Genomic DNA, 23929 nt, shown 5'->3' with positions numbered 1-23929 from the left:
CTTCGACATCAGGTTGCGACACTTTTTTTTGACCTGAACGGCGCAGCACAATTGTGCATCCTCTCTGCGTCGTCCCACCTTCAGGCAACAACTTAATACCTCTGGTACTAAGTCACCCTTAAAGAATAGCCAATGCTTTATCTTACTCCTGGTAAAAAATGAAACATCTGCGCTTACTCCTGTATTACGCAAAAAAAGGGTGACTTAGCACCCTTTGATCATTAACAAACCATTACGCCAGTTGACGTAACATGCGGCGCAATGGCTCCGCAGCTCCCCAAAGCAGCTGGTCACCTACGGTAAAGGCTGACAGGAACTCCGGTCCCATATTCAGTTTACGCAGACGACCTACTGGCGTGGTCAACGTGCCGGTAACGGCCGCTGGGGTTAACTCACGCATGGTGATTTCACGATCGTTTGGTACTACTTTCGCCCACGGGTTGTGCGCCGCCAGCAGTTCTTCCACGGTCGGAATAGACACATCTTTTTTCAGTTTGATGGTGAACGCCTGGCTGTGGCAGCGCAGCGCGCCGACGCGCACGCACAGACCATCAACCGGGATCACGGAAGACGTGTTAAGAATTTTGTTGGTCTCCGCCTGTCCCTTCCATTCTTCTCGGCTCTGACCGTTATCGAGCTGTTTATCGATCCACGGAATCAGGCTACCGGCCAGCGGTACGCCGAAGTTCTCAACCGGCAGTTCACCGCTGCGGGACAGCGTCGTCACTTTACGTTCGATATCGAGAATAGCAGAGGACGGCGTCGCCAGTTCATCGGCCACATGACCATACAAATGGCCCATCTGAGACAACAGCTCGCGCATATGGCGTGCGCCGCCGCCAGAAGCAGCCTGATAGGTCGCTACAGATACCCAGTCGACCAGGTCGTTGGCAAACAGGCCACCGAGGGACATTAGCATCAGGCTAACGGTGCAGTTACCGCCGACAAAAGTTTTAATCCCTTTATTCAGGCCATCAGTGATGACATCCTGGTTAACCGGATCGAGGATAATGATGGCATCGTCTTTCATGCGAAGCGAAGAGGCCGCGTCAATCCAGTAACCCTGCCAACCGCTTTCACGAAGCTTTGGATAGATTTCGTTGGTATAATCGCCGCCCTGACAGGTCACGATGATATCGAGCGCCTTCAGCGCGTCCAGATCATAAGCGTCCTGAAGCGTGCCGGTCGCGGTTCCACCGAACGTCGGTGCCGCCTGCCCGAGCTGGGAAGTAGAAAAGAAAACAGGGCGAATGGCGTCGAAGTCACGCTCCTCAACCATGCGTTGCATGAGAACAGAGCCGACCATACCGCGCCAGCCGATAAAACCAACATTTTTCATAGCGTTTTTTTCCTGCAGAGATGTGTGCTGTGTATGTATGCCAGTGTCCTGGTGGCATATCCTTCACCATACAAAATGCAGCCAAAGTCGCAAGTGAAATTAATCAATGATAGCGAAGCCATCAGTAATGCGACTTATCCCGCTGCGCAAGCAAGCAGAAAGTCCGCGGTAATTATCAGGGAATTTGACTTATGAGTGAAATCATTTCTGCAGCAGTTTTATTGATTCTGATTATGGATCCGCTTGGAAACCTGCCCATTTTCATGTCCGTATTGAAACATACCGAACCAAAACGCCGCCGCGCGATTATGATTCGCGAGCTGTTCATTGCGCTGTTGGTGATGCTGATATTCCTGTTTGCGGGCGAGAAAATTCTGGCATTTCTGAATCTGCGCGCGGAAACCGTGTCGATTTCCGGGGGCATCATTTTGTTCCTGATTGCCATTAAGATGATTTTCCCCAGCGCCACCGGGAATAGCGCCGGACTTCCGGCGGGTGAAGAGCCGTTTATCGTTCCGCTGGCGATCCCGCTGGTAGCGGGTCCAACAATCCTGGCTTCATTAATGCTGTTGTCGCATCAGTATCCTAATCAGATGGGGCATCTGGTAATCGCCCTGCTGATCGCATGGGGCGGTACGTTTGTGATTCTGTTGCAGTCGTCGCTGTTTCTGCGTCTGCTCGGGGAGAAAGGGGTGAACGCGCTGGAGCGCCTGATGGGGCTGATTCTGGTGATGATGGCAACCCAGATGTTCCTCGATGGCGTACGGATGTGGATGAAGGGGTAACCGTTTTGAAGCTGGAGAACATGGCATTTCAGAGAACGATTCCGTTCACGTTATGTTCATTGCTTCTCTGAGATCTCGTCACCAGTGAACGTGCAAGGGAGGCGGCGGTGAGCCTCCCTTGCACGTTCACGGGCATCAGCGCTTCAGAGAAATGACACCACTGAGGTGAACGGAACCCTGAGCAATAATCACATGTTCACCCTACATGCTCAACTGAACGGCATTGCACTGTAATACCAGGTATTCCTTATGCTTTTAAACCGCTGAGAAAACGTATTTTCATTTCTGCGAAGCGCCTTCCGGAATACCCTCTTGCCAGCATCGCGGATAAGCATTATCTTCTCGCTGCACCTGCAAAATCAGGTGCCAGAATTAGCCTTCTGAACGCCTTCAGAGACTGCCCTATGGCGACGCCCCCTCTCTTTTCACACTCTTTATTTACCCTGCCCTTTAGCCATGCCACGGACTTCACCGAACTGGCGGATAACTGCGAGCGTGTTGTTGAAGGGCTGGTTGAATGTCATGACCCGTTTTCCCCTTTTCGAGCCTGAAACAGACCAGATGGGGCGTTACTGCCAGCTTTTGACGCATTTACTGATGAGCAAAACGCTTTCTGATGATATGGAGCGAGTAGCGGGTGATTTGCTGCAGGATTTGGTGGGCTATTTCGCCGACACGCTGAAAGCGCCGCGCTGGTTGAAAACCGAGGATGGTATGATGGTGCTGTAAAAAGCCGGGTGGCGCTTGCGCTTACCCGGCCTACGATGCGGATGTGTGCTCGTTTCCAGGCCCGGTAAGCGCAAGCACCACCGGGCAACAAGACTCAGCTCAACAGCTGGAAAGCAATCATACCGACAATTGCGCCGACCGTGCCGAGGATGGTTTCCATCATCGTCCAGGTCTTCAGCGTTTGTGCTTCCGTTGCGCCGGTAAATTTACCGAACAACCAGAAACCGGCGTCGTTAACGTGGCTGACCACGATCGAGCCGCCTGCGATACAAATAGACAGTGCTGCCATCTGCGCACCGGAGAAGTTTAGCTGTTCAATCACCGGCATCACCAGACCGACCGCCGTTAAGCAGGCCACGGTCGCGGAACCCTGAATGATACGCACCGCTGCCGCCAGCACGAAGCAGGTAATGGCAATCGGCAGACCCATTCCGGTTAATGCTTCGCCCAGCGCTGGACCGACGCCAGAATCAACCAACACCTGTTTAAACACGCCACCTGCACCAATCACCAGCAGGATAATCCCCGCCGGTTGCAGCGCGTGGCCGCAGATCTCCATCACTTTGTCTTTTGGCATACCCTGGCGAATCGCCAGACCGTAAATCGCCACCAGACACGCTACCAGAATCGCAGTAAACGGGTGACCGATAAACTCAAACCATTCATAAGTTGAAGAACCAACCGGCACAAAACGCGCGGCGATGGTTTTCAAACCAACCAATACCAGCGGCAGCAGGATCAGCGACAAGCTAAAGCCGAAGGACGGCATTTTACCTTCGCCCAGATGCGGCTCGGTAATGTCATCAGGAATGTTCAGCTCAACGTAACGGCTGATGAAATTCCCCCACAACGGCCCGGCGATAATCATGCCCGGAATCGCGGCACACAGGCCAATCAGGATCATCCAGCCAAAGTCAGCGTGCATCTGCGAAGCCAGCAACATCGGCGCTGGCCCTGGCAGTAAAAACGCCGCAGCTGCCGCTACGCCTGCAAACAGCGGAATGACTAATTTAACCAGGTTGGTACCGGTGTGACGCGCCATCGAGAACGCTACGCTAATCAGCAGCACAATTGCCACCTCAAAGAACAGCGGCAATGCACAGATAAGCCCGGCCAGGCCAATCGCGTAATGTGCGCGACTGTGACCGAAGGATTTCAGCATTTTGACGGCAATTTGATCGACTGCGCCGGTCTCATGCAAAATCTTGCCGAACATCGCCCCCAGTGCCACCACGATCGCCAGGAAGCCAAGCGTGCCGCCCATCCCCTTTTCCATGGTTGCCGCGATTTTATCGAGCGGCATACCGGAAAAGAGACCTGCACCAATAGACACCACCATCAAAGCAAGGAAGGCGTGCATACGCGCCTTCATCACTAAAAACAGCAGTAATAAAACGGACCCTACTGCTGTTAAAACAAGCGTTAATGTACTCACTACTTACTGCCCTGGTTAATAACCTCAATGGTGCTGGCGACCACACCGTCCAGTGGCTGATCGATATCGACCACCAGTACATCGTTTTCATTCGCACCCGGTTCTTCCAGCGCTTCAAACTGAGTTACCAGCATCTGCGTTTTGAAGAAGTGGCCTTTACGTGCTTTCAGGCGGCTTTCGATAACGTCAAAATCCCCTTTCAGATAGATGAAAGAGAGGTTCGGGTTACCGTCGCGCAGCTGGTCACGATAGACTTTTTTCAGGGCGGAACAGACGATCAGCGAAACCTTGTTGGTACGCTGCATCGCAAAGGCGGCGTCATTCAGCGCCTGTAACCACGGTTTACGGTCGTCATCGTTGAGTGGCTCACCAGAAGCCATTTTCATGATGTTGCTGCGCGGATGGAGAAAATCGCCATCAAGAAACGCGGCCTGCAGTTGATGCGCCACTTCACTGGCTACAGCAGATTTACCGCTGCCCGATACGCCCATCAGAACGTAAACGTGGTGATCATGATTAGTCGTGCTCAAAGCGTTGCCCCCACTGGTACAAGAATCTGGAAATTGTTACGGGTAACTGTTATCGGTAACATTGTCCAGCCGGATAAATAGAGAAGCAATATCCATTCGTGCTCGAAGTGTATAAGTGTGAGCTACTTCAAACTTGTTGGCTTAAATAGATCCGCCCGGTGACAAGGTGAAACCTAAATCTAACATTTTAGGTGTGACTGCTTCACCACGGATGCGCGCCAGCAGACGTTCAGCGCCAATGCTGCCCATGCGTTCACGCGGCGTGAGCACGCTCGCCAGACGCGGCTCCATCACCTGTCCGATGTCGTGACCGTGGAAACCGGCAATCGCCATATCGTCAGGAATTCTCAGCCCTAAACGCTGGCATTCAAAGGCCGCCCCTACCGCCAGGTCATCGTTGGTACAGAAGACGCCATCAAGCTGCGGGTATTCACGTCGCGCCTGACGGATGAGTTCAATACCGGACGAATAGGAGGAAGATTGTTCCACCATCACGCTATATGGCACCAGACCGGCATCATGCATGGCCTGCTCGTAGCCTCTCTGTTTGATGATAGTACGTTCATCAAGACGTGCGCCAAGATAGGCAACATGACGATGCCCGCGGGCAATGATCGCCGCAGTCATTTGGCGCGCAGCTTCGAAGTTGTCAAAGCCGACGGCAATATCCAGACACGGAGACTGGCTGTCCATCAGCTCAACCACCGGGATACCGGCGACCTCAATCATTTTCAGGGTACGAGGCGTGTGGCTACGCTCGGTGAGGATCAGACCGTCGATATTCCACGACAGCATCGACTCCAGACGCTCCTGCTCCATTTCGGGTTTATAACCGTAGTGCGCCAGCATGGTCTGATACCCATGGGCGTCGGTAACGGCCTCAATGCCGCGTAATACTTCAGCAAAAACCTGGTTGGTGAGAGAGGGCAACAGAACGCCGATAGCGCGGCTGGTGGCGTTGGAAAGGATATCAGGAGCGCGATTGGGAATATAACCCAGCTCATCAAGTGCAGCGGCAATTTTGCCCCGCAGCGCCACGGAGACCTGCTCCGGATTACGCAAAAAGCGGCTGACCGTCATTTTGGTCACGCCCACGCGGTCGGCTACATCCTGAAGTACGGGTCTTTTCTTTTTCATCGTCCTGAAGCGTTAAAAAGGGATAGATTTCCCCAGTTTACCACGGACGCATGGAATTAATGACAAACGATGAAAAGCCGGATGTCGACGTTTTCGCGTCTTATCCGGCCTACAAAGGGTTACAGCACGTTAGACTGGCGGCAGATCAAACAGTAACACTTCGCTGTCGCTGTCGGCATGAATAGAAATTGCCTGTTCATCCCAGATTGCCAGGCCATCGCTGGTAGTCGCTTTAGTTCCGTTAATGGTGACGTTGCCTTTAACGACCTGGATCCAGACGCGACGTTCAGCGGCAATCTGATGTACCGACTGCTCATCTTTGACCAACGCCCAACGGTACAGCTCCATATCCTGGTACACTTTCAGCGAGCCATCACGAGCATCCGGCGACAGCACCAGTTGTTTACCCTGAGCGGCATCGAAACGACGCTGTTCATAACGCGGCGTAATACCGTTCTCTTGCGGCATGATCCAGATTTGATACAGATGCAGCTTCTCAGTATTGCTCGGGTTGTACTCCGAGTGACGGATCCCCGTCCCGGCGCTCATAATCTGGAACTCACCGGCAGGAACCTGCTCTTTGTTACCCATGCTGTCCTGATGTTCTACCGCGCCTTCCAGCACGTAGGTCAGGATTTCCATATCTTTATGGGGGTGAGTGCCAAAGCCCTGGCCTGCGTCAATCACGTCATCGTTAATCACGCGCAGTGCCGAGAACCCCATAAAATTCGGGTCATAATAGTTGGCAAAAGAGAAGGTATGCCAGGAATCGAGCCAGCCATGATTCGCATGACCACGGTCATTAGCTTTGCGTAAATAGATCATTGTGTTCACCCCCAGATGTTTTCGATGGAGTAAGTGTGGACTCAATCCGCCTGGGATCATAGAGGGTGAAAATTGACTCCTCTGTTCAAAAAATATGAACAAGCCCAGAGGAGTCTGTGCAAGCTATTTGGCGAGGGTTATCGTCGCCGGAGATGCCTGTTCAAAGGCGCGTTCGAGAAGTTCCAGGTTGGTAAGAACTTCAGATTCCTTGACGTAATTAGGCGTACCGGCGGTCAGCGTCTGGTATAGCGCATCATAGACGCGACCATAGTCCCCTACTTCCGGTTTCATCTCTTCTTTTATCGTCAGGCCGTCATCGTTAACGTACTCCAGTACCCCGATGGAATCGTCAGCAGCGAAACCTGGATCACCCGGCATGATATTGGCCTTCAGGCTGGTTTCCTGCTGGTCGATGCCGTACTTCACAAACGAGCCTTTGGTGCCGTGAATGATAAACTTCGGATAGTCGATTTTCACCAGATGGCTGGTTTTAACAATGGCTTTCAGGTCACCGTAGAACAGTTGCGCTTCAAAGGTGTCGTCCGGGTTCGCTTTATTACGCAGGCTGCGAATGTCATAGGCCACGTGTTCAGGGCGACCGAACAGCGAGATAATCTGGTCCATAGTGTGTACGCCCAGGCCATAAAATGCGCCGTCCTGCGGCAGTCCCGGCTTAGTTTCCGCCTCGGGACGGTAGTAATCAAAATGGCTTTCAACCTCAACAATTTCGCCGAGTTTACCGCTCTCAATCGCCTTTTTAGCGGTTAGGAAGCAGGAGTCAAAACGACGATTCTGATACGGCGTAACGGTCAGCCCTTTGCTTTGCGCCAGTTCGAACAGCACTTTTGCTTCTGCCAGCGTCGGCGTGAACGGCTTCTCAACCAGCACGTTTTTACCCGCCTCCAGCGCACGTTTGGCGTAGTCAAAATGGCTGTCAGCATGGGTACAGACGATCACTAACCTCACCTGCGGATCGTTTAAGATCTCGTCGAGGTCGCTGGTGAAGTGAATATGCGAATACTGCGGCGCCTGCTCTTCCGGCCTGGCGTTACGGCGGAAAATGTGCGCGACATGCCAGCTATTTTTGCGGTTGAGGACGTACGGCAAATGGTAGCGAGTGGTACTTTTACCAAAACCAATAAATGCGCAGTGTAAGGTCATGAGACAGTCCTTTTGAAGATGATTGTCTACACCATAGCGCAAAGCGGCTGGAGACTGAATGTTGGATTCTTTGCCGGATGGCGTTTGAACTGCACCACAGGTGCGACAGGATCGGCCGTCGGCGTCGCAGGCAGTTTGTTCACGGCAAGCGCGCAGGGCCCGGAGCGTACTAAATGTACGTGAGGAGCACGAGCACTTCCCGGGGGCAAAATGGCAAGTAAGCCAGGCAGACACAAAACCCCAAAAAAAAGCCAGCAAAAGCTGGCTAAAGTAATACTGGAAGCAATGTGAGCAATGTCGTGCTTTCAGGTTCTCCATAGGGGTTCCCCTGAATGCAGAGCAATAATAATCATTCTCATTCGCACTTGTCTACTTCTTTTTGCAAAAAAATGCAGTTGACGGAATTTTCTTTCTCAGCGAGGGTAAAGACTCAATTAACCCTGAAGGAGATAAGGAATGAGTGAGATAGTGATTCGCCACGCTGAACCTAAAGATTACGACGCAATTCGTCAGATCCATGCCCAGCCGGAGGTGTATCACAACACGCTACAGGTTCCTCATCCTTCCATGGAGATGTGGCAAGAGCGACTAACCGAACGGGTCGGAATCAAACAACTGGTCGCGTGCATTGATGATATCGTCGTCGGACATCTCTGCATCGACGTTGCTCAGCGCCCCCGCCGCAGCCATGTCGCCGATTTTGGTATCTGCGTTGATGCCCGCTGGCAGAATCGCGGCGTTGCCAGCGCGCTTCTCCGTACGATGATCGACATGTGCGACAACTGGCTGCGCGTCGACCGTATCGAGTTAACGGTGTTTGTTGATAACGAACCTGCAATTGCGGTCTATAAAAAGCATGGCTTTGAGATCGAAGGGACAGGTAAGAAATACGGACTGCGCAACGGCGAGTACGTGGATGCGTATTTTATGGCGCGTGTGAAATAATGTTGAAGGGCGAGTCATCTCGCCCTGCTTATTGAAAGGACGCAATAGTGAAAAAGTTTGTTCCCCTGGTTTTACTGGCCTCGCTCTCTCCAGCTTTCGCCACGACCGTACAAAATCTCGATGCTGTCCCCGGCGCTATTCAACATCCTGAAGGTAAACAGATTTTTGCTGAGCAAATGGCAGGGGCAACACCTGCGAAAGGATTTGGTGAACTTCCGCAGGGATTATCAGAGAACCAGTGGATTGGCTGGGTTGCGCCAAACGAAAATCCTAATAATCTGATCCTCACCGGCGCCAAAGCCTGGGGCAAAGACGGAAAATACATTGGCGTCGCCTGTTTCGCAGACAATCAGGCCGATGCCGGGCAGGCAAAAAAGTACGCGGATAACACCTGTCCGGAAAACTACAGCAACGGACGCGCCAATAAATTATATCTCGGCGTTTTTTCCTGGCAGAACCAACAGCTAGTGCCTATTGCCCGCTCAGAAAAACCGTTAAACCAGATCTCGGCGTGGAATAAAGCCGCCGATAAAGAGAGCGATGATGAGTCCGTCAGACCGCTGGCTTATTATACAAAATTGGATCTGGCACCGTACCGGATCGCTCCCGATACTCTGGCGTTCGGGGTGCGCGGTGGCTACTCTGAGGCGTATTCAGGCGGCGGCGCATTTTATGAAGTGCTGGAGTTGTACACGATCAAAGACAACAAGATAATCAACGTGTTTTCCGACCTTGTTTATCAATATCAGGACATCGCCGGAGACTGGAACCAGGACGGAACGCGACAGCACGACATCAGCGAGAGTAAGTACATCCTGAAATTGCGGTCAGCAAAGACGCAGGGATTTTATGATTTGGAGGTCGTTAACCTGCAGGATAAAAGCAGTCACATATTTCGCTGGTCCGAATCACTGCAACAGTATGTTCCTTAACGGACGAATAAGGCCTGCAACGTTCAGAACGATGCAGGCCATCAATTTGGAATAAAAAACATCAACACATATTCAATTAATAATTCACAGTTATTAAATATACAAACACTTGCCCCACACATTATTTATATTCAGATTATCCTCAACAAAACCCACTTAAAATGAAACGTTTTGTTTCTGCTATATACGAACACCATCAAAAAGCGTAATTAAAAATGGAAGAATAAAAACCTCCGTTTTACAATAACACGTAATAAAGGATAAGGATGTCATGAGTGATATCGTCTATCTGATGGTTTCAGGGCAGCAACAAGGCGCCATTTCTGACGGATGTGGAACCACTGTATCTGTGGGTAATCGCTGGCAAATCGGACACGAGGACGAAATCTTTGCCTTTTCGCTCGCTAATAGTATAACCAGTACCGGCAAAGGCTCTCAGTTGCACGGACTACGCTTTTGTAAGCTGATCGATAAAAGCACGCCGTTGTTTATTAATGCGATTAACAACAACGAGCAATTGTATATGGAGTTTTATTTCTACCGCATCAATAGATTCGGTAGATGGGAGAAGTATTATTATATTCAACTGCGGGGAGCATTCTTATCCGGTATTCAGCAGCAGTTCAGTGAAAATAGTTTAGATACAGAAACAATAACCATCAGCTATGAATATATCCTCTGCAAACATCTTATTGCCAACACTGAGTTCAGTTACCTGGCGTTGCCCGAGAACTACAACCGCCTGTTTATCCCCCCTCCAAAAACGCCCACAGACAACGGCCTCAAAACGTTAAACAGCAAAGGGATTGGCAGACTGCTTGCCGCCGGAGGGATCTACAACGGGAATATAGAGGGGTTCAGGGAAATAGCAGAGAAGTTGGGAGGTGATGCGCCAGCGGGTTACGAGCAGGTTATGAATGAAAAAACTGCAGGCGCTGCACTTGCAGCAGGTTCTATTTTGTTAGCTAGACGCTCTAATTCTGAAATTTATCAAGAGATTAATATCTATCTTGGAAGATTGAGAGGTGAGCCGAAATTACTCAGTGGCGTAACAATAAAAGAAATAAATTATACCCGAAGAAACCCCACTGAAGCAGTGGTATTGCGAAAGGAATTTAATAGTACCATAAGGAAAAAATTCCTTATTGATCTCGCAAAAAATCCAAGTTTAGTCAATAGATTTAACTCAAATGACTTTTTAAGAATGAGTAATGGGAATACGCCTTATAACTATAGTGTTCACCATAAGTTACCATTAGATGATGGAGGAACAAACAACTTTGATAATTTAATATTAATAGAAAATGAGCCATATCACAAATTATTTACCAATATGCAATCCAATGTAACAAGAACAATGTTACCAGGTGAAAGCAAAACAACATTCTGGGCTATCCCATCAGGCTCAATTTATCCACTCAAATAGCAACCCAGGATTAAGTAAGAATGAAAATTGAAGATCTCTTAGTTGAATTAAAAAAGATGATGGATGATTTCGATTACCCTATAGAAGACGCCATAAAGAACTCCTTTGTTGAAAGTATCACAAAAAGAAACTCTGAAACTGAAACATCACCGATACTCGAACAATTATGCGATGAAGTCTGCATATTATTCTCTAATCAACCTGATTATTTAACATTCTTAGAAACAATGGATGGGTTTGAGTATAACGGATTAAGAATTTTCAGTGTTTCAATACCAGAACCTTTAGTTAAGAACTTATTTATCATGAACGAATTTTATAGAAATAATGATGACTATATAAATCCTGATCTTGCAGAACGATTAGTCATTGGTGACGATAGTATTTCACTATTCATCTATGATACTAAAACCTGTCTTTTTGAAATTAGAGATAACATCGGCACTGACAATGTATTTGGAACATTTAAATCCTTTACTGAATTTTTAAATGAAATTTTAGACACTGTTCGTTAATAACGACAAGAGCGCACAATGAGAAAAATATCTTTAAATTTTTTAGAACAAAAAGCAAAAGAAATTATCAGAAAGACATTGGGTGATTATATATTGCCAGACGATATACTTTCGCAATTGGCATTAGGAACAATTATTGATGGCGATGACAGAGTTTTTGTTTTATTCATACCTAAAGAACTTGCAAAAGATGCAATAGATATTCTCAGAGTAAGAATGAATGTTTACTCTGGAGAGGGTTTTGTTGAATATATTGGGCTTGAGCGAAAAGAGTAATAGGTCAACGATAAAGCTTCGTACCGCCAGGAAGATTTCTATGTTTACTTATGAAGAAGCCATAAACAAAGCTAATACATACCTTAGCGAGGCGGATGCTTCCGTCGTCATCACACTCCACGGACGGTTTGCAGAAGGTTGGTTTTTTTGCTTCGAATCGAGGGAATACCTCGAAACCGGAGACAACGCTTCCCGCCTGGCAGGAAATGTGCCTTTCATCATCGATAAAGATAGCGGTGAAATCGTTGATTTAGGTACTGCCTGGCCGCTGGAGAAATATTTAAAAGACTACGAAACGAGCAAAACAACACGAAGCTAAGCTTACTCGGACGCGATAAACCATGATAACTGAAACAGAATTTAACGTACTGAAAGTTATGGCCGAAAAAGATATTAACTGGAACTGGATAGCTCTGGATCGTGCGCTTTATACGAGAAACGTTCCTGGATTTGGTAACGTTGCTAATATCGTAACGAGCCTTGTCAATAGCGGATTGGTTGATGTTGTATATGGCGAAGATAAATCAAGACCACGCTACAAAGTAGCCCAAAATGGCTTTAACTTGATCAAAGAGCAACAGCATCTTTTTTAGTTTGAAATATTATGTTCGCTAAAAATTAAACTGTCCAAATCAGCCCTCTCCGACCGAAGAGGGCCGTTATCTTTAGTATCCCGCCGTTAAATCATCCACGGAACGCGGATCGGACGCGCCATACAGTGCGCCATCCGGTCCTACCATAATGCTCTGCGTGCTGCCCATCGCTTCCTTCAGTGCGACTTTCTGCCCTTTCTGTTCCAGCAGCTTAATGGTGTCCGGGCTAAACCCTTTCTCAACGCGCAGTTCATCGGGCAACCACTGATGATGGAAGCGCGGCGCGTTGGTCGCTTCGGCGACATTCATTCCAAAATCAATGCTGTTGACTACCATTTGCAGCACAGTAGTGATAATTCGGCTTCCGCCAGGACTGCCAGTAACCAGCCAGGTTTTCCCGTCTTTAACCACGATAGTCGGCGACATTGATGACAGTGGACGCTTCTTCGGCCCAACCGCGTTGGCATCGCCACCCACCAGCCCGTAAACGTTCGGCACGCCCGGTTTGGCGGAGAAATCGTCCATTTCGTTATTAAGCAGAATGCCGGTGTTTCCCGCCACAATCCCGGTGCCAAAGGTGGTGTTCAGCGTATACGTCACCGCCACAGCATTGCCGTCTTTATCCACCACCGAGAAATGGGTGGTCTGATTGCTTTCATACGGCGCGAGCTTGCCAGGTTTGATCTGGCTGGAAGGCTTAGCCTTGTTGATATCAATCTGATCGGCAAGCGATTTGGCATAGGCTTTATTGGTCAGCGCCTGCCACGGCACTTTCACAAAATCCGGGTCGCCCAGATACTCCGAACGGTCGGCGTAGGCATATTTCTCCGCTTCAGCCATTACCTGCATGGCATCAGCGCTGCCAAACCCGTACTTCTTCATATCGAAGTTTTCGAGAATATTGAGGATCTGCACGATATGAATTCCGCCAGAGGACGGCGGCGGCATCGAGAAGACCTGATATCCGCGATAGTCGCCGCTAATCGGCGTACGCTCCACGGCTTTATAGGCGGCTAAATCCTCTTTGGTCATCAGCCCGCCGTTCTTCTGCATTTCCTCAGCAATCTGATCGGCAATCGCCCCTTTATAAAACGCATCCGGGCCATTTTCGGCAATCATCTCCAGGCTTTTCGCCAGGTTCGTTTGCACCAGCTTGTCGCCCTTTTTCAGCGGCTCGCCGTCTTTCCAGAAAATGGCTTTGCTGTTTTCGTGATTAGGGAGCACTTCGCTGCCATAGGTTTTCAGATCGTCAGCCAGCGCGTCGTTAACAACAAAGCCTTCTTCCGCCAGCTTCATTGCCGGGCGCACGACTTTGTTCAGCGGCATCGTGCCATATTTCTCCAGCGCCAGCGAGAACCCCGCCACGGTACCCGGCGTACCGGATGCCAGATGTGAGGTTAGCGATTTTTTCGCATCGGCGTTGCCCTGCTCATCGAGGAACATGTCGCGGGTCGCGCCAGCAGGGGCCATTTCACGAAAATCAATCGCTGTGGTGTTACCGTCTTTGGTGCGCAGCAGCATAAACCCACCGCCGCCCAGATTGCCCGCCTGCGGATGCGTCACCGCCAGCGCGTAACCCACGGCAACGGCGGCATCAACGGCATTCCCGCCCTGTTTAAGAATATCCACCCCAACCTGGGTGGCTAACGCATCCACGGAAGCCACCATCCCCTGTTGCGCACGCACGGGATGGAACACATCTTCCTCAACACCGTAAGACACCGGCGGTGGTGCAGCCGGCGCAGCAGCCACGCTAAAACAACTTCCTGAGAGCAGAGCAGCAATGGCTACCCGGCGTAAAAACGTCGGTTTTATCATCGTTATTCTCCAGATGTATGGGGGTCGGCCCCCACTAAGCCTGGTGCATAACTCTGAAATAATCATCGTCACGGCGAGAAAGGAGTAAACTTAAACGATCCCCGAGAGGAGAAAAGCGATGAAACGACTCTTACTTTTAGCCATGCTCTTGCCCTTTGCAGGCTTTGCACAGCCCATCAACACCATGAATAACCCGAATCAGCCCGGTTATCAGATCCCGAGCCAGCAGCGTATGCAAACCCAAATGCAATCACAGCAGATTCAGCAGAAAGGGATGCTCAACCAGCAGTTGCAAACGCAGACGCGCATGCAGCAACAGCATATGGAAAACCAAATCAACACGAACACCCAGCACGTGCTACAGTCGCAGCCGGGCGAGTTGAATTCTGGACGGCAGCAAATGCTGCCTAACAGCAACGGTGGGATGTTGAGTGGACCCCGTAATCCGGACAGCTCGCTGAATAAGCAACATATGCTGTCGGAGAAAAAGAACGGCGACATGCTGAAGCCCTCCAGCACGCCGCAACCTAACGTTCCGTTAAAAACGATTGGGCCTTAACTGGGCTGGAAATCCGGACCAATGGTATCAATGGCATCGGTACAGATGCTGTCTACGCCCCAGCGCAGCAGTTCTGCCGCGCGCTGGGGTCGGTTTACGGTATAAACCAGTATACGTAGCCCCGCGTCGTGCAGCGCATCCACGCGCGTTTCATCCAACAGCTTGTGATTAAGGTGAATAGAAACGCAGCCAAGCCGGGTGGTCAGCTCACGCCAGTCCTCGCGCCACTCATCAAGCAGCAAGCCTCTCGGCAGTTCAGGCACCGCCTGTTGCGCCGCTTCAAGAGCATCAATCTCAAAGGATGACAACAGCGGTGGCGTCATTCCCGCCCACAGTTCACGCGCGGCCAGCGCCACGACCTTCCCGGTGAGCGCCCCCGTCCCGGTGGTGGGTTTGATCTCAATATTTGCCATCATGCCGTGTTGGCGGCAGCGCTCAGCAACTTGCGAGAGCAGCGGCAGCGGTTCGCCTTTAAACTCACCGCTAAACCAGCCCCCGGCGTCCACGCGCAATAAATCCTGCCAGTTCAATTCGCCTGCCACGCCCCAGCCGTTGCTGGTGCGTTCCAGGTTGTCGTCATGCAGCAAGAAGATCTCACCGTCTTTCGACAATTTAGCGTCAAACTCAATCATGGTATGCCCGTATCGCGCCCCCACGTCGATCGCCGCCAGGGTATTTTCCGGTGCCAGCTTACCGCCGCCACGATGGGCGACAATATGGGGGTAAGGCCAGTTACTCATACACGTTGTCCTGTTTCGCCATCAAAAAGATGCAGATGATTTTCTGGCAGATGCAGCCACAGCGTGCTGCCTGCAGTCGGGCGATGCTGATGCGCCAACCGCACCACCAGTTTTTGCTCACCCCAACGTCCATGTGCCAGATTATCCGCACCCAGCATTTCCAGCGTGTCGACGACCAACGGCACGCCACCTTCGGCCTGCGAGCTTAGCGCAATATGCTCCGGGCGGATACCCAGCGTCATGTTACGCCCAACACACTCCCCGGCGCTTCTACCGATAGGTAACGACATACCATCGCCCAGCTCAAAATGCGTACCCGAGGCGCTGATGCGACCGTCCAGCAGATTCATTGCGGGGCTGCCGATAAAGCTCGCCACAAAGCGGCTGGCAGGTTTCTCATACACCTCAACCGGGGTACCGATTTGCTCGGCAATGCCTTTGTTCATCACCATTACCCGTTGGGCGAGGGTCATCGCTTCAACCTGATCGTGTGTCACGTACAGCGAGGTGGTTTTCAGCCGACGATGCAGATGTTGTAATTCCAGACGCATCTGTACGCGCAGCTTGGCATCGAGGTTAGAAAGCGGCTCATCGAACAGGAATACCGCCGGGTCGCGGACAATCGCCCGCCCCATGGCCACGCGCTGGCGCTGGCCGCCGGAAAGCTCACGTGGACGACGTTTAAGCAGGCCATCCAGTTCGAGAATACGCGCTGCCTCTTTCACCCGCTCAGCAATATGCTCCTTGCCCATCCCGCGAATTTTCAGCCCCCAGGCCATATTTTCTTCCACGCTCATATGCGGGTACAACGCATAGTTCTGGAAGACCATCGCAATACCACGATCCTTTGGCTCCATTTCGGTGACGCGTTTATTATCAATCCAGATATCGCCGCCGCTCACCCGTTCAAGCCCAGCCACCATCCGCAATAGCGTAGATTTACCGCAGCCGGATGGCCCAACCATCACAATAAATTCCCCGTCCGCGACGTCCAGCGTCAGCGGTTTAATTACCTGGGTTTTGCCGTCCCAGCTTTTGGTTACTGCCTGTAGTTTTAAACCAGCCATTTTTATTTCTCACTATCGACCAGGCCACGTACGAAGGCACGCTGCATGGCTAACACGATGATTACCGGAGGGATGAGCGTCAGCAGCATGGCTGCCATTACCTGGTTCCACTGTGTGGTGCCTTCACCAGTGGCAATCATGCCTTTGATGCCCGCCACCGCAGTGCCCAAATTGACGTCGGTAATAATTAACAACGGCCACAGATACTGGTTCCAGCCGTAGATAAAGGTGATCACGAATAGCGCAGCCAGATTGGTTTTTGACAGCGGTAGTACGATATCGCGGAAAAAACGCATCGGTGACGCGCCGTCAATACGCGCCGCCTCAACCAGTTCATCCGGCAGGGTCATAAAGAACTGACGGAACAGGAAAGTCGCTGTCGCTGACGCCATCAACGGCAGCGTCAGGCCTGCATAGCTGTCGAGCATTTTCAGGTTGGCAATCACTTCTACCGTCGGGAAAATACGCACCTCAACCGGTAGCATCAGGGTGATAAAAATCATCCAGAAAAACAGGTTGCGCAGCGGAAAGCGGAACCAGACGATGGCGAATGCGGAGAGCATAGAAACGGTAATTTTCCCTACCGTAATGCTGAATGCCATGATGAAACTGTTGAGCATCATCAGCCAGAACGGCGCGCTGTTGACGCCCACGCCGTTGACCCAGATGTATTTCATGTTTTCCAGCAACTGTGTGCCGGGAACCAGCGTCATCGGCGTCTCAAACACTGCTTTATTGTCCAGCGTCGCCGCGACAAACGCGACGTACAGCGGAAACAGGATCACCATGATCCCCATAATCAACATGGTATGGCTGAATATTGTCAGCCCAGGACGGTTCTCAATCATTGGTAACGCACCTTACTTTCCACATAGCGGAACTGCACCACCGTCAAAATAATGACCAGGAACATCAGCACCACCGATTGTGCAGCGGAAGACGCCAGATCCAGCCCGACAAACCCTTCGCGATAGATCTTATAAATCAACGTAGTGGTCGCCTGTACCGGTCCACCTGCCGTGGCGGCATCGATCACCGGGAAGGTATCAAAGAAGGCATAAACCAGATTCACCACCAGCAGAAAGAAGCTGACCGGCGCAATCAGCGGCAGCGCCAGTTTAAAGAAGCGGCGAACCGGTCCTGCGCCGTCGATCGCGGCGGCTTCGATCAGCGATCGCGGAATAGACTGCAGTGCGGCAAAGAAGAACAGGAAGTTGTAACTAATCTGCTTCCAGACCGACGCGAACACCACCAGAAACATCGCCTGACCGCTGTTTTGCGCATGGTTCCAGTCATAGCCAAACTCACCGAGAAAATGGGTAATTAGCCCGCGTCCCGGGTTAAACAGGAAGATCCACAATACGGCAGCGACGGCCGGCGCAACGGCGTAAGGCAATAGCATCAGTGTCTGGTAAAAACGGCTGCCGCGTACCACGTAATTCACCAGCGCCGCAAAAAATAACGACACCAGTAAGCCGCTCACCGTGACTAACGTACTGAACTTAATGGTGGTCCAGAATGAATCAAGGTAGTACGGGTCATGGAACAGCGCGACAAAATTCTCCAGTCCGACAAACTGGCTGGAAAGACCAAACGGATCAACGGATAGTAGCGAGTACCACAGCGCTTCACCGGCGGGCCAGATAAAGAAAATAACAGTGATAACCAGCTGCGGGGCCACCAGCAAATAAGGAAGCCAGCGCGAGCGGAACACCGGACGAGATGAGGACATGTAGATTCTTTTCCTGGAAGGTGCCGGATGGCGGTGCAAGCACCTTATCCGGCACTTATACACTTAAGACTTGGTCGATTGCTCAAAGCGGCGCAGTAACTGATTACCACGCTCAACGGCGGCATCCAACGCCTGCTGTGGGGTTTTCTTCCCGGTCCATACCCCTTCCAGTTCCTCGTCCACAATAGTGCGGATCTGCGGCATGTTGCCCAGACGCAGCCCTTTGGTAAACGGCAACGGCGGTTTGTTCAGCATCTGGCGGGTGGCAATATCGGCCCCAGGATTCTTATCATAATAACCCTGCTCACGTGTCAGGTCGTATGCGGCAGTCGTGATCGGCAGGTAACCGGTTTTCTGATGCCATTCAGCCGCAATTTCTGGCTGTGCCAGGAAGTTGAGGAACTTTGCCACGCCTTCGTAGGTTGCTTTATCTTTGCCCTGCATCACCCACAGGCTGGCCCCGCCAATAATTGCGTTCTGCGGTGCGCCCTTCACATCAGCATCGTACGGCATCATGCCGACGCCGTAATTGAATTTGGCGTACTGGCGGATATTCGCTAATGAGCCGGAGGAAGCTGTAGTAATAGCACATTCACCGTTATAGAACTTTTCTGTGGATTCATCTTTACGCCCGAAGTAACTGAAATCCCCTTTTTTGTTCAGCTCTTGCAGCAAGGCAATGTGTTTTACCTGCTCGGGTTTATTGAATTCAAGTACCGCGTCAGCACCGTCAAAGCCATTGTTTTTGGTGGCGACCGGCAGACCGTTCCAGGCGCTGAAGTTTTCAATCTGAATCCAACCCTGCCAGCCACTGGCGTAACCGCACTTCATACCTGCGGCTTTCAGCTTCGCAGTGTATTCCGCCAGGTCCTGCCAGGTTTTCGGCGGTTGCTCAGGGTCTAAACCTGCTTTTTTGAAGGCATCTTTGTTGTAGTACAGCACTGGGGTGGAACTGTTAAAAGGCTGGGAGAGTAAATGTCCGCTTTTAGAGTCGGTGTAATAGCCGGAAACCGTCGGTACAAACTGAGATTCATCGAAGTTAATGCCAGCCTCTTTGAATACTTCATACACCGGTTTAATTGCTTTCGAAGCCATCATCGTTGCCGTACCCACTTCATAAACCTGCAGCAACGCAGGCGCGTTTCCGGTACGGAAAGCGGCAATACCTGCGCTCAGGTTCTGCTCATAGTTGCCTTTGTACTGCGGAACAATTTTGTAGTCGGGATTGGCGGCATTAAAGCGTTGCGCCAGAGAATCAACTTCTTTACCCAGTTCGCCTTCCATTGAATGCCAGAATGGGATGGTGGTGACCGCCAGTGCCTGACCTGCAAACGCCAGGCTAAGTGCCAGTCCTAAAGCTGTATGTCGTAACGATATCATCGGTTATCTCTCTTGTTGTGCCGGATGCGCGATATCACGCGTTTTATGCTCGCGGGGGTAACATGACATGCTCGAATGACAGAAAAATAACTTTTTTATTACAAAAAAAAGATAGTAAGGCGACAAACAGATGGCAAGGCGGTGAAAGTTGTAAGAAGGGAAAGTGGGAGCTGAGACACGTATAGGCAATTTAAATGAAACACCAGATGGCGATGTTTATGCCTCTTACCCGGCCTACACATACCGTAGGCCGAATAAAGCGTTTACGCCGCCATCCAGCAGGGAAGGAGAGAATTAACCGCCCAGATACGCGCTGCGCACCGCTTCATTAGCCAGTAACGCATCGCCGGTGTCTTCCAGCACCACATGACCGTTTTCCAGCACGTAGCCGCGATCGGCGAGCTTCAGCGCCTGGTTCGCGTTCTGTTCGACGAGGAAGATGGTCATCCCCTGCTCGCGCAATTGCTCTATGGTGTTAAAGATCTGCTGGATGATAATCGGCGCCAGGCCCAGCGATGGTTCATCAAGCAGTAGCAGCCTCGGCTGGCTCATCAGCGCACGGCCTATCGCCAGCATCTGCTGTTCGCCGCCGGACATCGTTCCCGCACGTTGAATACGGCGCTCATGCAGGCGAGGAAACAGGTCATACACCCACTTGATGCGTTCCTGAAACTGGTCCTTCTCGGCAAAAAAACCGCCCATCGCCAGGTTCTCTTCCACCGTCATGCGGGAAAACACGCGACGCCCTTCCGGGACAATCGCCACCGCTTCGCGCATGATTTTCGCCGTCTGCCAGTCGGTAATGTCTTTATCATCAAAGACGATTCGCCCGCTGGTCGCGCGCGGGTCGCCGCACAACGTACCGAGCAGCGTGGTTTTTCCCGCGCCGTTGGCGCCAATAAGCGTCACGATTTCACCTTGATTGATATACAAGCTGACGTCGTGCAGCGCCTGTATCTTGCCGTAGTGGGCGCTGACTTTATCAAACGATAACATCACCTTATCCATATTATCTCTCGCCCCCATTATGCTTCACCTAAATAGGCGCGGATCACGTCCGGGTTGTTACGAATCTGTTCCGGCGTCCCGTTCGCCAGCGGCGTGCCCTGGTTCACCACGTAAATACGGTCCGAAATCCCCATCACCAGCTTCATGTCGTGTTCAATCAACAAGATTGTCGTGTTGTGATGATTACGCAGCTCAGCAATCAGCTCGTCCAGCTCTTTGGTCTCTTTCGGGTTAAGACCTGCGGCGGGTTCGTCGAGCATCAGGATCTCCGGCTGGGTCACCATGCAACGGGCGATCTCCAGACGACGCTGATCGCCGTAGGCCAGGTTACTGGCCTGACGGTTGGCATGCTCCAGCAAACCAATACGCTCCAGCCAGGTGGCGGCGCGATCCAACGCTTCACTCTGCGCGCGGCGGAACGACGGGGTTTTCAACAGGCCCGAAAACACGCCGGTTTTCAGCTGCTGATGTTGCGCCACCAGCAGGTTTTCAATCACCGTCATCTCGCGAAACAAACGGACGTGCTGGAAAGTGCGCACCACGCCCATCCGCGCGATTTGCTGTCCCGGCAGCCCTTCCAGATGCTGGTCACGAAGCTTAATGGTACCGCCGGTGGGTTTATAAAAACCGGTCAGACAGTTGAAGACCGTGGTTTTTCCCGCGCCGTTTGGCCCGATTAACGAAACTATCTCCTGTGGCCGCAGCTCCAGCTCAACGTTGTTTACCGCCAGCAGACCGCCGAAGCGCATCATCAGGCCGTTAACGGATAATAATGGCTGACTCATGCCTGCTCTCCTTTTGCTTCCCCGTTTTTCAGTTTCAACTGTGGACGGGTCATCGGCAACAAGCCCTGCGGACGCCAGATCATCATCAGTACCATTAAACCACCCAGCATTAACATGCTGTATTCATTGAAATCACGCATCAACTCGCGGGACACCACCAGCAGGATGGCCGCGAGGATCACCGCGAACTGTGAGCCCATTCCGCCCAGAACCACAATTGCCAGCACAAAGGCCGACTCGGCAAAGGTGAAGGATTCCGGGCTGACAAAGCCCTGGCGCGCGGCGAACAACGTACCGGCAAAACCGGCGAACGCGGCGCTGATGGTAAAGGCGGTCAGCTTGATACGCGTAGGGTTTAAGCCCAGCGAGCGACAGGCAATTTCATCTTCGCGCAGCGCTTCCCACGCACGACCCAACGGCATACGCAGCAGACGGTTGATAACAAACAGCGAGAAGACCACCAGCAGCAGCGCCACCAGATACAGGAAAATCACACGGTCGGAGGGATCGTACTTCACGTTAAAGAAGTTGCTGAAGGTATCCCAGCCGCCTTCACGGGCGGTACGGCTAAACTCCAGACCGAAAAAAGTCGGTTTCGGGATCTGGCTGATACCGTTCGGGCCACCGGTCACTTCGGTGTTGTTGAGCAGCAGGATACGAACGATTTCGCCGAAGCCTAAGGTCACAATCGCCAGATAATCCCCGCGCAGACGCAGCACCGGGAAACCGAGCAAGAAGCCCGCAGCAGCGGAAACCAGCCCTGCCAGCGGCAGGCATGTCCAGAAGCCGAGGCCGTAATAGTGGTTCAGCAGTGCGAAAGTGTAAGCGCCGATGGCATAAAAGCCGCCGTAGCCCAGCACCAGCAGGCCGGAAAGCCCCACCACCACGTTTAAGCCGAGGCCGAGGATGATATAAATCATCGTCAGCGTGGCGATATCCACCGTACCGCGTGACACCATAAACGGCCACGCCACGGCAATCACCAGCAGCGCCACCAGAAACAGCTTCTGTTTAACGGTGGAGCCATCAATCGCCGGCAGAATAAACTTCGGCCCGGAGACGCTCTTCAGACCCTTCTGGAAGGCTGGACGCAGCAACTGGAAGAGGAAGACCACGCCAGTACCGATAAACACCCACTGCCAGCGAATATCCGCCGCGGAATCCACCACCAGTTTGGTGCCGTCAAGCTCCAGCTGGACGCCCATAAAGACGCCCGCCAGAACGAAGAACATCGCGGCAGAGAGCAGCGCCATTGCAAAATGCATCGGTTTCATACTTTCTCTACCTCCGGGCGACCCAGAATACCGGTCGGCATCACCAGCAGCACCAGAATCAGCAGCGCGAACGACACCACGTCTTTGTATTCAGTACTCAGGTAAGCAGAGGAGAGCGCTTCCGCGACGCCCAGAATCAGGCCGCCGATCATCGCCCCTGGAATACTACCGATACCGCCCAATACCGCTGCGGTAAAGGCCTTCATCCCGGCCATAAAGCCGATGTAGGGGTTAATTACGCCATAGAACTGACCGAGCAGCACACCCGCGACCGCCGCCATTGCCGCGCCAATCACAAAGGTCAGCGCAATCACGCGATCGGTATTTATACCGAGCAGGCTGGCCATTTTCAGATCTTCCGCGCAGGCACGGCAGGCGCGTCCCATACGGGAGTAACGGATAAACAGCGTCAGCGCCAGCATCGCCAGGAAGGTTACTATCCAGATAACCAGCTGCATGGTGGTGATGGAAGCAGAGAAGTTTTCGCTGCTGCCGACGGTCCACTGGCCGTTAAACAGGCTGGGTAATGCGACGTCGCGCGAGCCTTCCGTCAGGCTGACGTAGTTTTGCAGGAAGATGGACATCCCGATAGCGGAAATCAGCGCGATCAGTCGCTTGGAGCTGCGCACGGGCCGATACGCCACGCGTTCTATGCTCCAGCCGTAGGCGCTGGCAATCACAATCGCGCCGACGAAACCCGCCGCGACCAGTAGCCAACTGGAATCAATGCCCATCATCATTAGCGCAGCGATGATCATAAAGGAGACATAACTGCCGATCATATACACCTCGCCGTGGGCGAAGTTGATCATGCCAATAATGCCGTACACCATCGTGTAGCCGATGGCGATCAGCGCATAGGTGCTTCCCAGCGTGACGCCGTTAAACATCTGCTGCAAGAAATAGAGGAACTGCTCGGACATAAGGTAACCTTTCTT

At 51.8% G+C, this 23929-nt stretch carries 25 protein-coding genes and 1 pseudogene; 10 read left to right on the top strand and 16 right to left on the bottom strand.

Annotation, left to right across the window (positions count from 1 at the left end):
* Positions 1-232 precede the first annotated feature (232 nt).
* On the bottom strand, positions 233-1339 hold the full coding sequence (asd, locus tag NMD08_RS01605; protein ID WP_286539406.1) for an aspartate-semialdehyde dehydrogenase: 1107 nt from the start codon (positions 1337-1339) through the stop codon (positions 233-235).
* A 191-nt stretch (positions 1340-1530) separates the two neighbouring features.
* Between asd and yhgN the strand changes: the two genes are divergently transcribed.
* Together yhgN and NMD08_RS01595 are read left to right on the top strand one after the other, a co-directional pair.
* Complete coding sequence (yhgN, locus tag NMD08_RS01600; RefSeq protein ID WP_151224134.1) at positions 1531-2124, top strand: NAAT family transporter YhgN; 594 nt, start codon at positions 1531-1533, stop codon at positions 2122-2124.
* A 404-nt stretch (positions 2125-2528) separates the two neighbouring features.
* Positions 2529-2853 (top strand): annotated as a pseudogene (locus NMD08_RS01595) (hypothetical protein).
* Between the two features lie 94 nt (positions 2854-2947).
* On the opposite strand, the gene gntU reads toward NMD08_RS01595, so the two are convergent.
* The 5 genes from gntU to NMD08_RS01570 all read right to left on the bottom strand — a co-directional run bounded on the left by gntU (position 2948) and on the right by NMD08_RS01570 (position 7941).
* The gene (gntU, locus tag NMD08_RS01590) at positions 2948-4288 is read right to left on the bottom strand and encodes a gluconate transporter (protein ID WP_003023477.1); all 1341 of its coding nucleotides are present in this window, start codon (positions 4286-4288) and stop codon (positions 2948-2950) included.
* Positions 4288-4818 (bottom strand): gluconokinase, encoded by a 531-nt coding sequence (gene gntK, locus NMD08_RS01585; RefSeq protein ID WP_003023475.1) that lies wholly within the window; start codon positions 4816-4818, stop codon positions 4288-4290. The genes gntU and gntK overlap by 1 nt, the downstream gene beginning before the upstream one ends.
* 141 nt (positions 4819-4959) lie before the next feature.
* On the bottom strand, positions 4960-5955 hold the full coding sequence (gntR, locus tag NMD08_RS01580; protein WP_106107687.1) for a gluconate operon transcriptional repressor GntR: 996 nt from the start codon (positions 5953-5955) through the stop codon (positions 4960-4962).
* Between the two features lie 129 nt (positions 5956-6084).
* Positions 6085-6780 (bottom strand): quercetin 2,3-dioxygenase, encoded by a 696-nt coding sequence (gene yhhW, locus NMD08_RS01575; RefSeq protein ID WP_003023472.1) that lies wholly within the window; start codon positions 6778-6780, stop codon positions 6085-6087.
* A gap of 123 nt (positions 6781-6903) precedes the next feature.
* The gene (locus tag NMD08_RS01570; RefSeq protein ID WP_151216879.1) at positions 6904-7941 is read right to left on the bottom strand and encodes an oxidoreductase; all 1038 of its coding nucleotides are present in this window, start codon (positions 7939-7941) and stop codon (positions 6904-6906) included.
* A 456-nt stretch (positions 7942-8397) separates the two neighbouring features.
* On the opposite strand from NMD08_RS01570, the gene yhhY reads away from it, so the two are divergent.
* From yhhY to NMD08_RS01535, 7 genes are all read left to right on the top strand, one after another.
* Positions 8398-8886: an N-acetyltransferase gene (gene yhhY / locus NMD08_RS01565; RefSeq protein WP_151216880.1), complete on the top strand. Its 489-nt coding sequence runs from the start codon at positions 8398-8400 to the stop codon at positions 8884-8886.
* Positions 8887-8933: 47 nt separating this feature from the next.
* On the top strand, positions 8934-9818 hold the full coding sequence (locus NMD08_RS01560; RefSeq protein WP_187259962.1) for a hypothetical protein: 885 nt from the start codon (positions 8934-8936) through the stop codon (positions 9816-9818).
* A gap of 271 nt (positions 9819-10089) precedes the next feature.
* On the top strand, positions 10090-11244 hold the full coding sequence (gene tssD / locus NMD08_RS01555) for a type VI secretion system tube protein TssD (RefSeq protein ID WP_370619427.1): 1155 nt from the start codon (positions 10090-10092) through the stop codon (positions 11242-11244).
* 20 nt (positions 11245-11264) lie between these two features.
* On the top strand, positions 11265-11759 hold the full coding sequence (locus NMD08_RS01550; protein ID WP_151216883.1) for a YrhA family protein: 495 nt from the start codon (positions 11265-11267) through the stop codon (positions 11757-11759).
* Positions 11760-11777: 18 nt separating this feature from the next.
* The gene (locus NMD08_RS01545) at positions 11778-12035 is read left to right on the top strand and encodes a hypothetical protein (RefSeq protein WP_370607901.1); all 258 of its coding nucleotides are present in this window, start codon (positions 11778-11780) and stop codon (positions 12033-12035) included.
* Positions 12036-12075: 40 nt separating this feature from the next.
* Entirely contained in the window at positions 12076-12354 is a 279-nt protein-coding gene (locus NMD08_RS01540) for a YrhB domain-containing protein (protein WP_048232943.1), read from the top strand.
* Between the two features lie 22 nt (positions 12355-12376).
* Positions 12377-12628, top strand: coding sequence for a hypothetical protein (locus NMD08_RS01535; protein ID WP_049014307.1), 252 nt, complete (start codon positions 12377-12379; stop codon positions 12626-12628).
* A gap of 72 nt (positions 12629-12700) precedes the next feature.
* Here NMD08_RS01535 and ggt read toward each other — a convergent pair whose 3' ends face one another.
* Positions 12701-14446 carry a gamma-glutamyltransferase gene (ggt, locus tag NMD08_RS01530; RefSeq protein WP_016151116.1) on the bottom strand — a complete coding sequence of 582 codons (1746 nt, stop codon included), beginning with the start codon at positions 14444-14446 and terminating at the stop codon, positions 12701-12703.
* Between the two features lie 118 nt (positions 14447-14564).
* Between ggt and NMD08_RS01525 the strand changes: the two genes are divergently transcribed.
* Positions 14565-15005, top strand: coding sequence for a DUF2756 family protein (locus NMD08_RS01525; RefSeq protein WP_370619425.1), 441 nt, complete (start codon positions 14565-14567; stop codon positions 15003-15005).
* Here the strand turns inward: NMD08_RS01525 and ugpQ are convergent.
* The 9 genes from ugpQ to livH form a co-directional block, all read right to left on the bottom strand.
* Complete coding sequence (ugpQ, locus tag NMD08_RS01520) at positions 15002-15745, bottom strand: glycerophosphodiester phosphodiesterase (RefSeq protein ID WP_151216886.1); 744 nt, start codon at positions 15743-15745, stop codon at positions 15002-15004. The two genes, NMD08_RS01525 and ugpQ, sit on opposite strands and share 4 nt — an antisense overlap.
* Positions 15742-16812, bottom strand: a complete 1071-nt coding sequence (locus NMD08_RS01515) for a sn-glycerol-3-phosphate import ATP-binding protein UgpC (RefSeq protein ID WP_151216887.1) — start codon at positions 16810-16812, stop codon at positions 15742-15744. Before NMD08_RS01515 ends, ugpQ begins: the two co-directional genes overlap by 4 nt.
* 2 nt (positions 16813-16814) lie before the next feature.
* Entirely contained in the window at positions 16815-17660 is an 846-nt protein-coding gene (gene ugpE, locus NMD08_RS01510) for a sn-glycerol-3-phosphate ABC transporter permease UgpE (RefSeq protein WP_151216888.1), read from the bottom strand.
* Positions 17657-18544: a sn-glycerol-3-phosphate ABC transporter permease UgpA gene (gene ugpA, locus NMD08_RS01505; protein WP_151216889.1), complete on the bottom strand. Its 888-nt coding sequence runs from the start codon at positions 18542-18544 to the stop codon at positions 17657-17659. The genes ugpE and ugpA overlap by 4 nt, the downstream gene beginning before the upstream one ends.
* A 63-nt stretch (positions 18545-18607) precedes the next feature.
* The gene (gene ugpB, locus NMD08_RS01500) at positions 18608-19924 is read right to left on the bottom strand and encodes a sn-glycerol-3-phosphate ABC transporter substrate-binding protein UgpB (protein WP_151216890.1); all 1317 of its coding nucleotides are present in this window, start codon (positions 19922-19924) and stop codon (positions 18608-18610) included.
* Positions 19925-20218: 294 nt separating this feature from the next.
* On the bottom strand, positions 20219-20932 hold the full coding sequence (gene livF / locus NMD08_RS01495; protein WP_151216891.1) for a high-affinity branched-chain amino acid ABC transporter ATP-binding protein LivF: 714 nt from the start codon (positions 20930-20932) through the stop codon (positions 20219-20221).
* Between the two features lie 17 nt (positions 20933-20949).
* On the bottom strand, positions 20950-21717 hold the full coding sequence (gene livG / locus NMD08_RS01490) for a high-affinity branched-chain amino acid ABC transporter ATP-binding protein LivG (RefSeq protein WP_003023438.1): 768 nt from the start codon (positions 21715-21717) through the stop codon (positions 20950-20952).
* Positions 21714-22991 carry a branched chain amino acid ABC transporter permease LivM gene (livM, locus tag NMD08_RS01485; RefSeq protein WP_003023436.1) on the bottom strand — a complete coding sequence of 426 codons (1278 nt, stop codon included), beginning with the start codon at positions 22989-22991 and terminating at the stop codon, positions 21714-21716. Before livM ends, livG begins: the two co-directional genes overlap by 4 nt.
* Complete coding sequence (gene livH, locus NMD08_RS01480; protein ID WP_003023435.1) at positions 22988-23914, bottom strand: high-affinity branched-chain amino acid ABC transporter permease LivH; 927 nt, start codon at positions 23912-23914, stop codon at positions 22988-22990. The genes livM and livH overlap by 4 nt, the downstream gene beginning before the upstream one ends.
* Between the last annotated feature and the right edge of the window lie 15 nt (positions 23915-23929).

The sequence above is a fragment of the Citrobacter meridianamericanus genome (genome assembly GCF_041320245.1).
GTDB lineage: Bacteria > Pseudomonadota > Gammaproteobacteria > Enterobacterales > Enterobacteriaceae > Citrobacter > Citrobacter meridianamericanus.
Note: the sequence above shows the minus strand (reverse complement) of the source record. Positions and strands in the feature narration are given on the sequence as shown.

Excerpts from the sequence above, each read along its gene's own strand:
- NMD08_RS01525 (WP_370619425.1), top strand. The coding sequence starts at position 14,565 with ATGAAACGACTCTTACTTTTAGCCATGCTCTTGCCCTTTGCAGGCTTT.
- livH (WP_003023435.1), bottom strand. The coding sequence starts at position 23,914 with ATGTCCGAGCAGTTCCTCTATTTCTTGCAGCAGATGTTTAACGGCGTC.
- NMD08_RS01535 (WP_049014307.1), top strand. The coding sequence starts at position 12,377 with ATGATAACTGAAACAGAATTTAACGTACTGAAAGTTATGGCCGAAAAA.
- NMD08_RS01545 (WP_370607901.1), top strand. The coding sequence starts at position 11,778 with ATGAGAAAAATATCTTTAAATTTTTTAGAACAAAAAGCAAAAGAAATT.
- yhgN (WP_151224134.1), top strand. The coding sequence starts at position 1,531 with ATGAGTGAAATCATTTCTGCAGCAGTTTTATTGATTCTGATTATGGAT.
- livF (WP_151216891.1), bottom strand. The coding sequence starts at position 20,932 with ATGGATAAGGTGATGTTATCGTTTGATAAAGTCAGCGCCCACTACGGC.
- ugpA (WP_151216889.1), bottom strand. The coding sequence starts at position 18,544 with ATGTCCTCATCTCGTCCGGTGTTCCGCTCGCGCTGGCTTCCTTATTTG.
- yhhY (WP_151216880.1), top strand. The coding sequence starts at position 8,398 with ATGAGTGAGATAGTGATTCGCCACGCTGAACCTAAAGATTACGACGCA.
- NMD08_RS01515 (WP_151216887.1), bottom strand. The coding sequence starts at position 16,812 with ATGGCTGGTTTAAAACTACAGGCAGTAACCAAAAGCTGGGACGGCAAA.
- gntR (WP_106107687.1), bottom strand. The coding sequence starts at position 5,955 with ATGAAAAAGAAAAGACCCGTACTTCAGGATGTAGCCGACCGCGTGGGC.
- NMD08_RS01570 (WP_151216879.1), bottom strand. The coding sequence starts at position 7,941 with ATGACCTTACACTGCGCATTTATTGGTTTTGGTAAAAGTACCACTCGC.
- NMD08_RS01550 (WP_151216883.1), top strand. The coding sequence starts at position 11,265 with ATGAAAATTGAAGATCTCTTAGTTGAATTAAAAAAGATGATGGATGAT.
- tssD (WP_370619427.1), top strand. The coding sequence starts at position 10,090 with ATGAGTGATATCGTCTATCTGATGGTTTCAGGGCAGCAACAAGGCGCC.
- livM (WP_003023436.1), bottom strand. The coding sequence starts at position 22,991 with ATGAAACCGATGCATTTTGCAATGGCGCTGCTCTCTGCCGCGATGTTC.
- ggt (WP_016151116.1), bottom strand. The coding sequence starts at position 14,446 with ATGATAAAACCGACGTTTTTACGCCGGGTAGCCATTGCTGCTCTGCTC.
- ugpQ (WP_151216886.1), bottom strand. The coding sequence starts at position 15,745 with ATGAGTAACTGGCCTTACCCCCATATTGTCGCCCATCGTGGCGGCGGT.
- NMD08_RS01540 (WP_048232943.1), top strand. The coding sequence starts at position 12,076 with ATGTTTACTTATGAAGAAGCCATAAACAAAGCTAATACATACCTTAGC.
- yhhW (WP_003023472.1), bottom strand. The coding sequence starts at position 6,780 with ATGATCTATTTACGCAAAGCTAATGACCGTGGTCATGCGAATCATGGC.
- livG (WP_003023438.1), bottom strand. The coding sequence starts at position 21,717 with ATGAGTCAGCCATTATTATCCGTTAACGGCCTGATGATGCGCTTCGGC.
- ugpB (WP_151216890.1), bottom strand. The coding sequence starts at position 19,924 with ATGATATCGTTACGACATACAGCTTTAGGACTGGCACTTAGCCTGGCG.
- ugpE (WP_151216888.1), bottom strand. The coding sequence starts at position 17,660 with ATGATTGAGAACCGTCCTGGGCTGACAATATTCAGCCATACCATGTTG.
- asd (WP_286539406.1), bottom strand. The coding sequence starts at position 1,339 with ATGAAAAATGTTGGTTTTATCGGCTGGCGCGGTATGGTCGGCTCTGTT.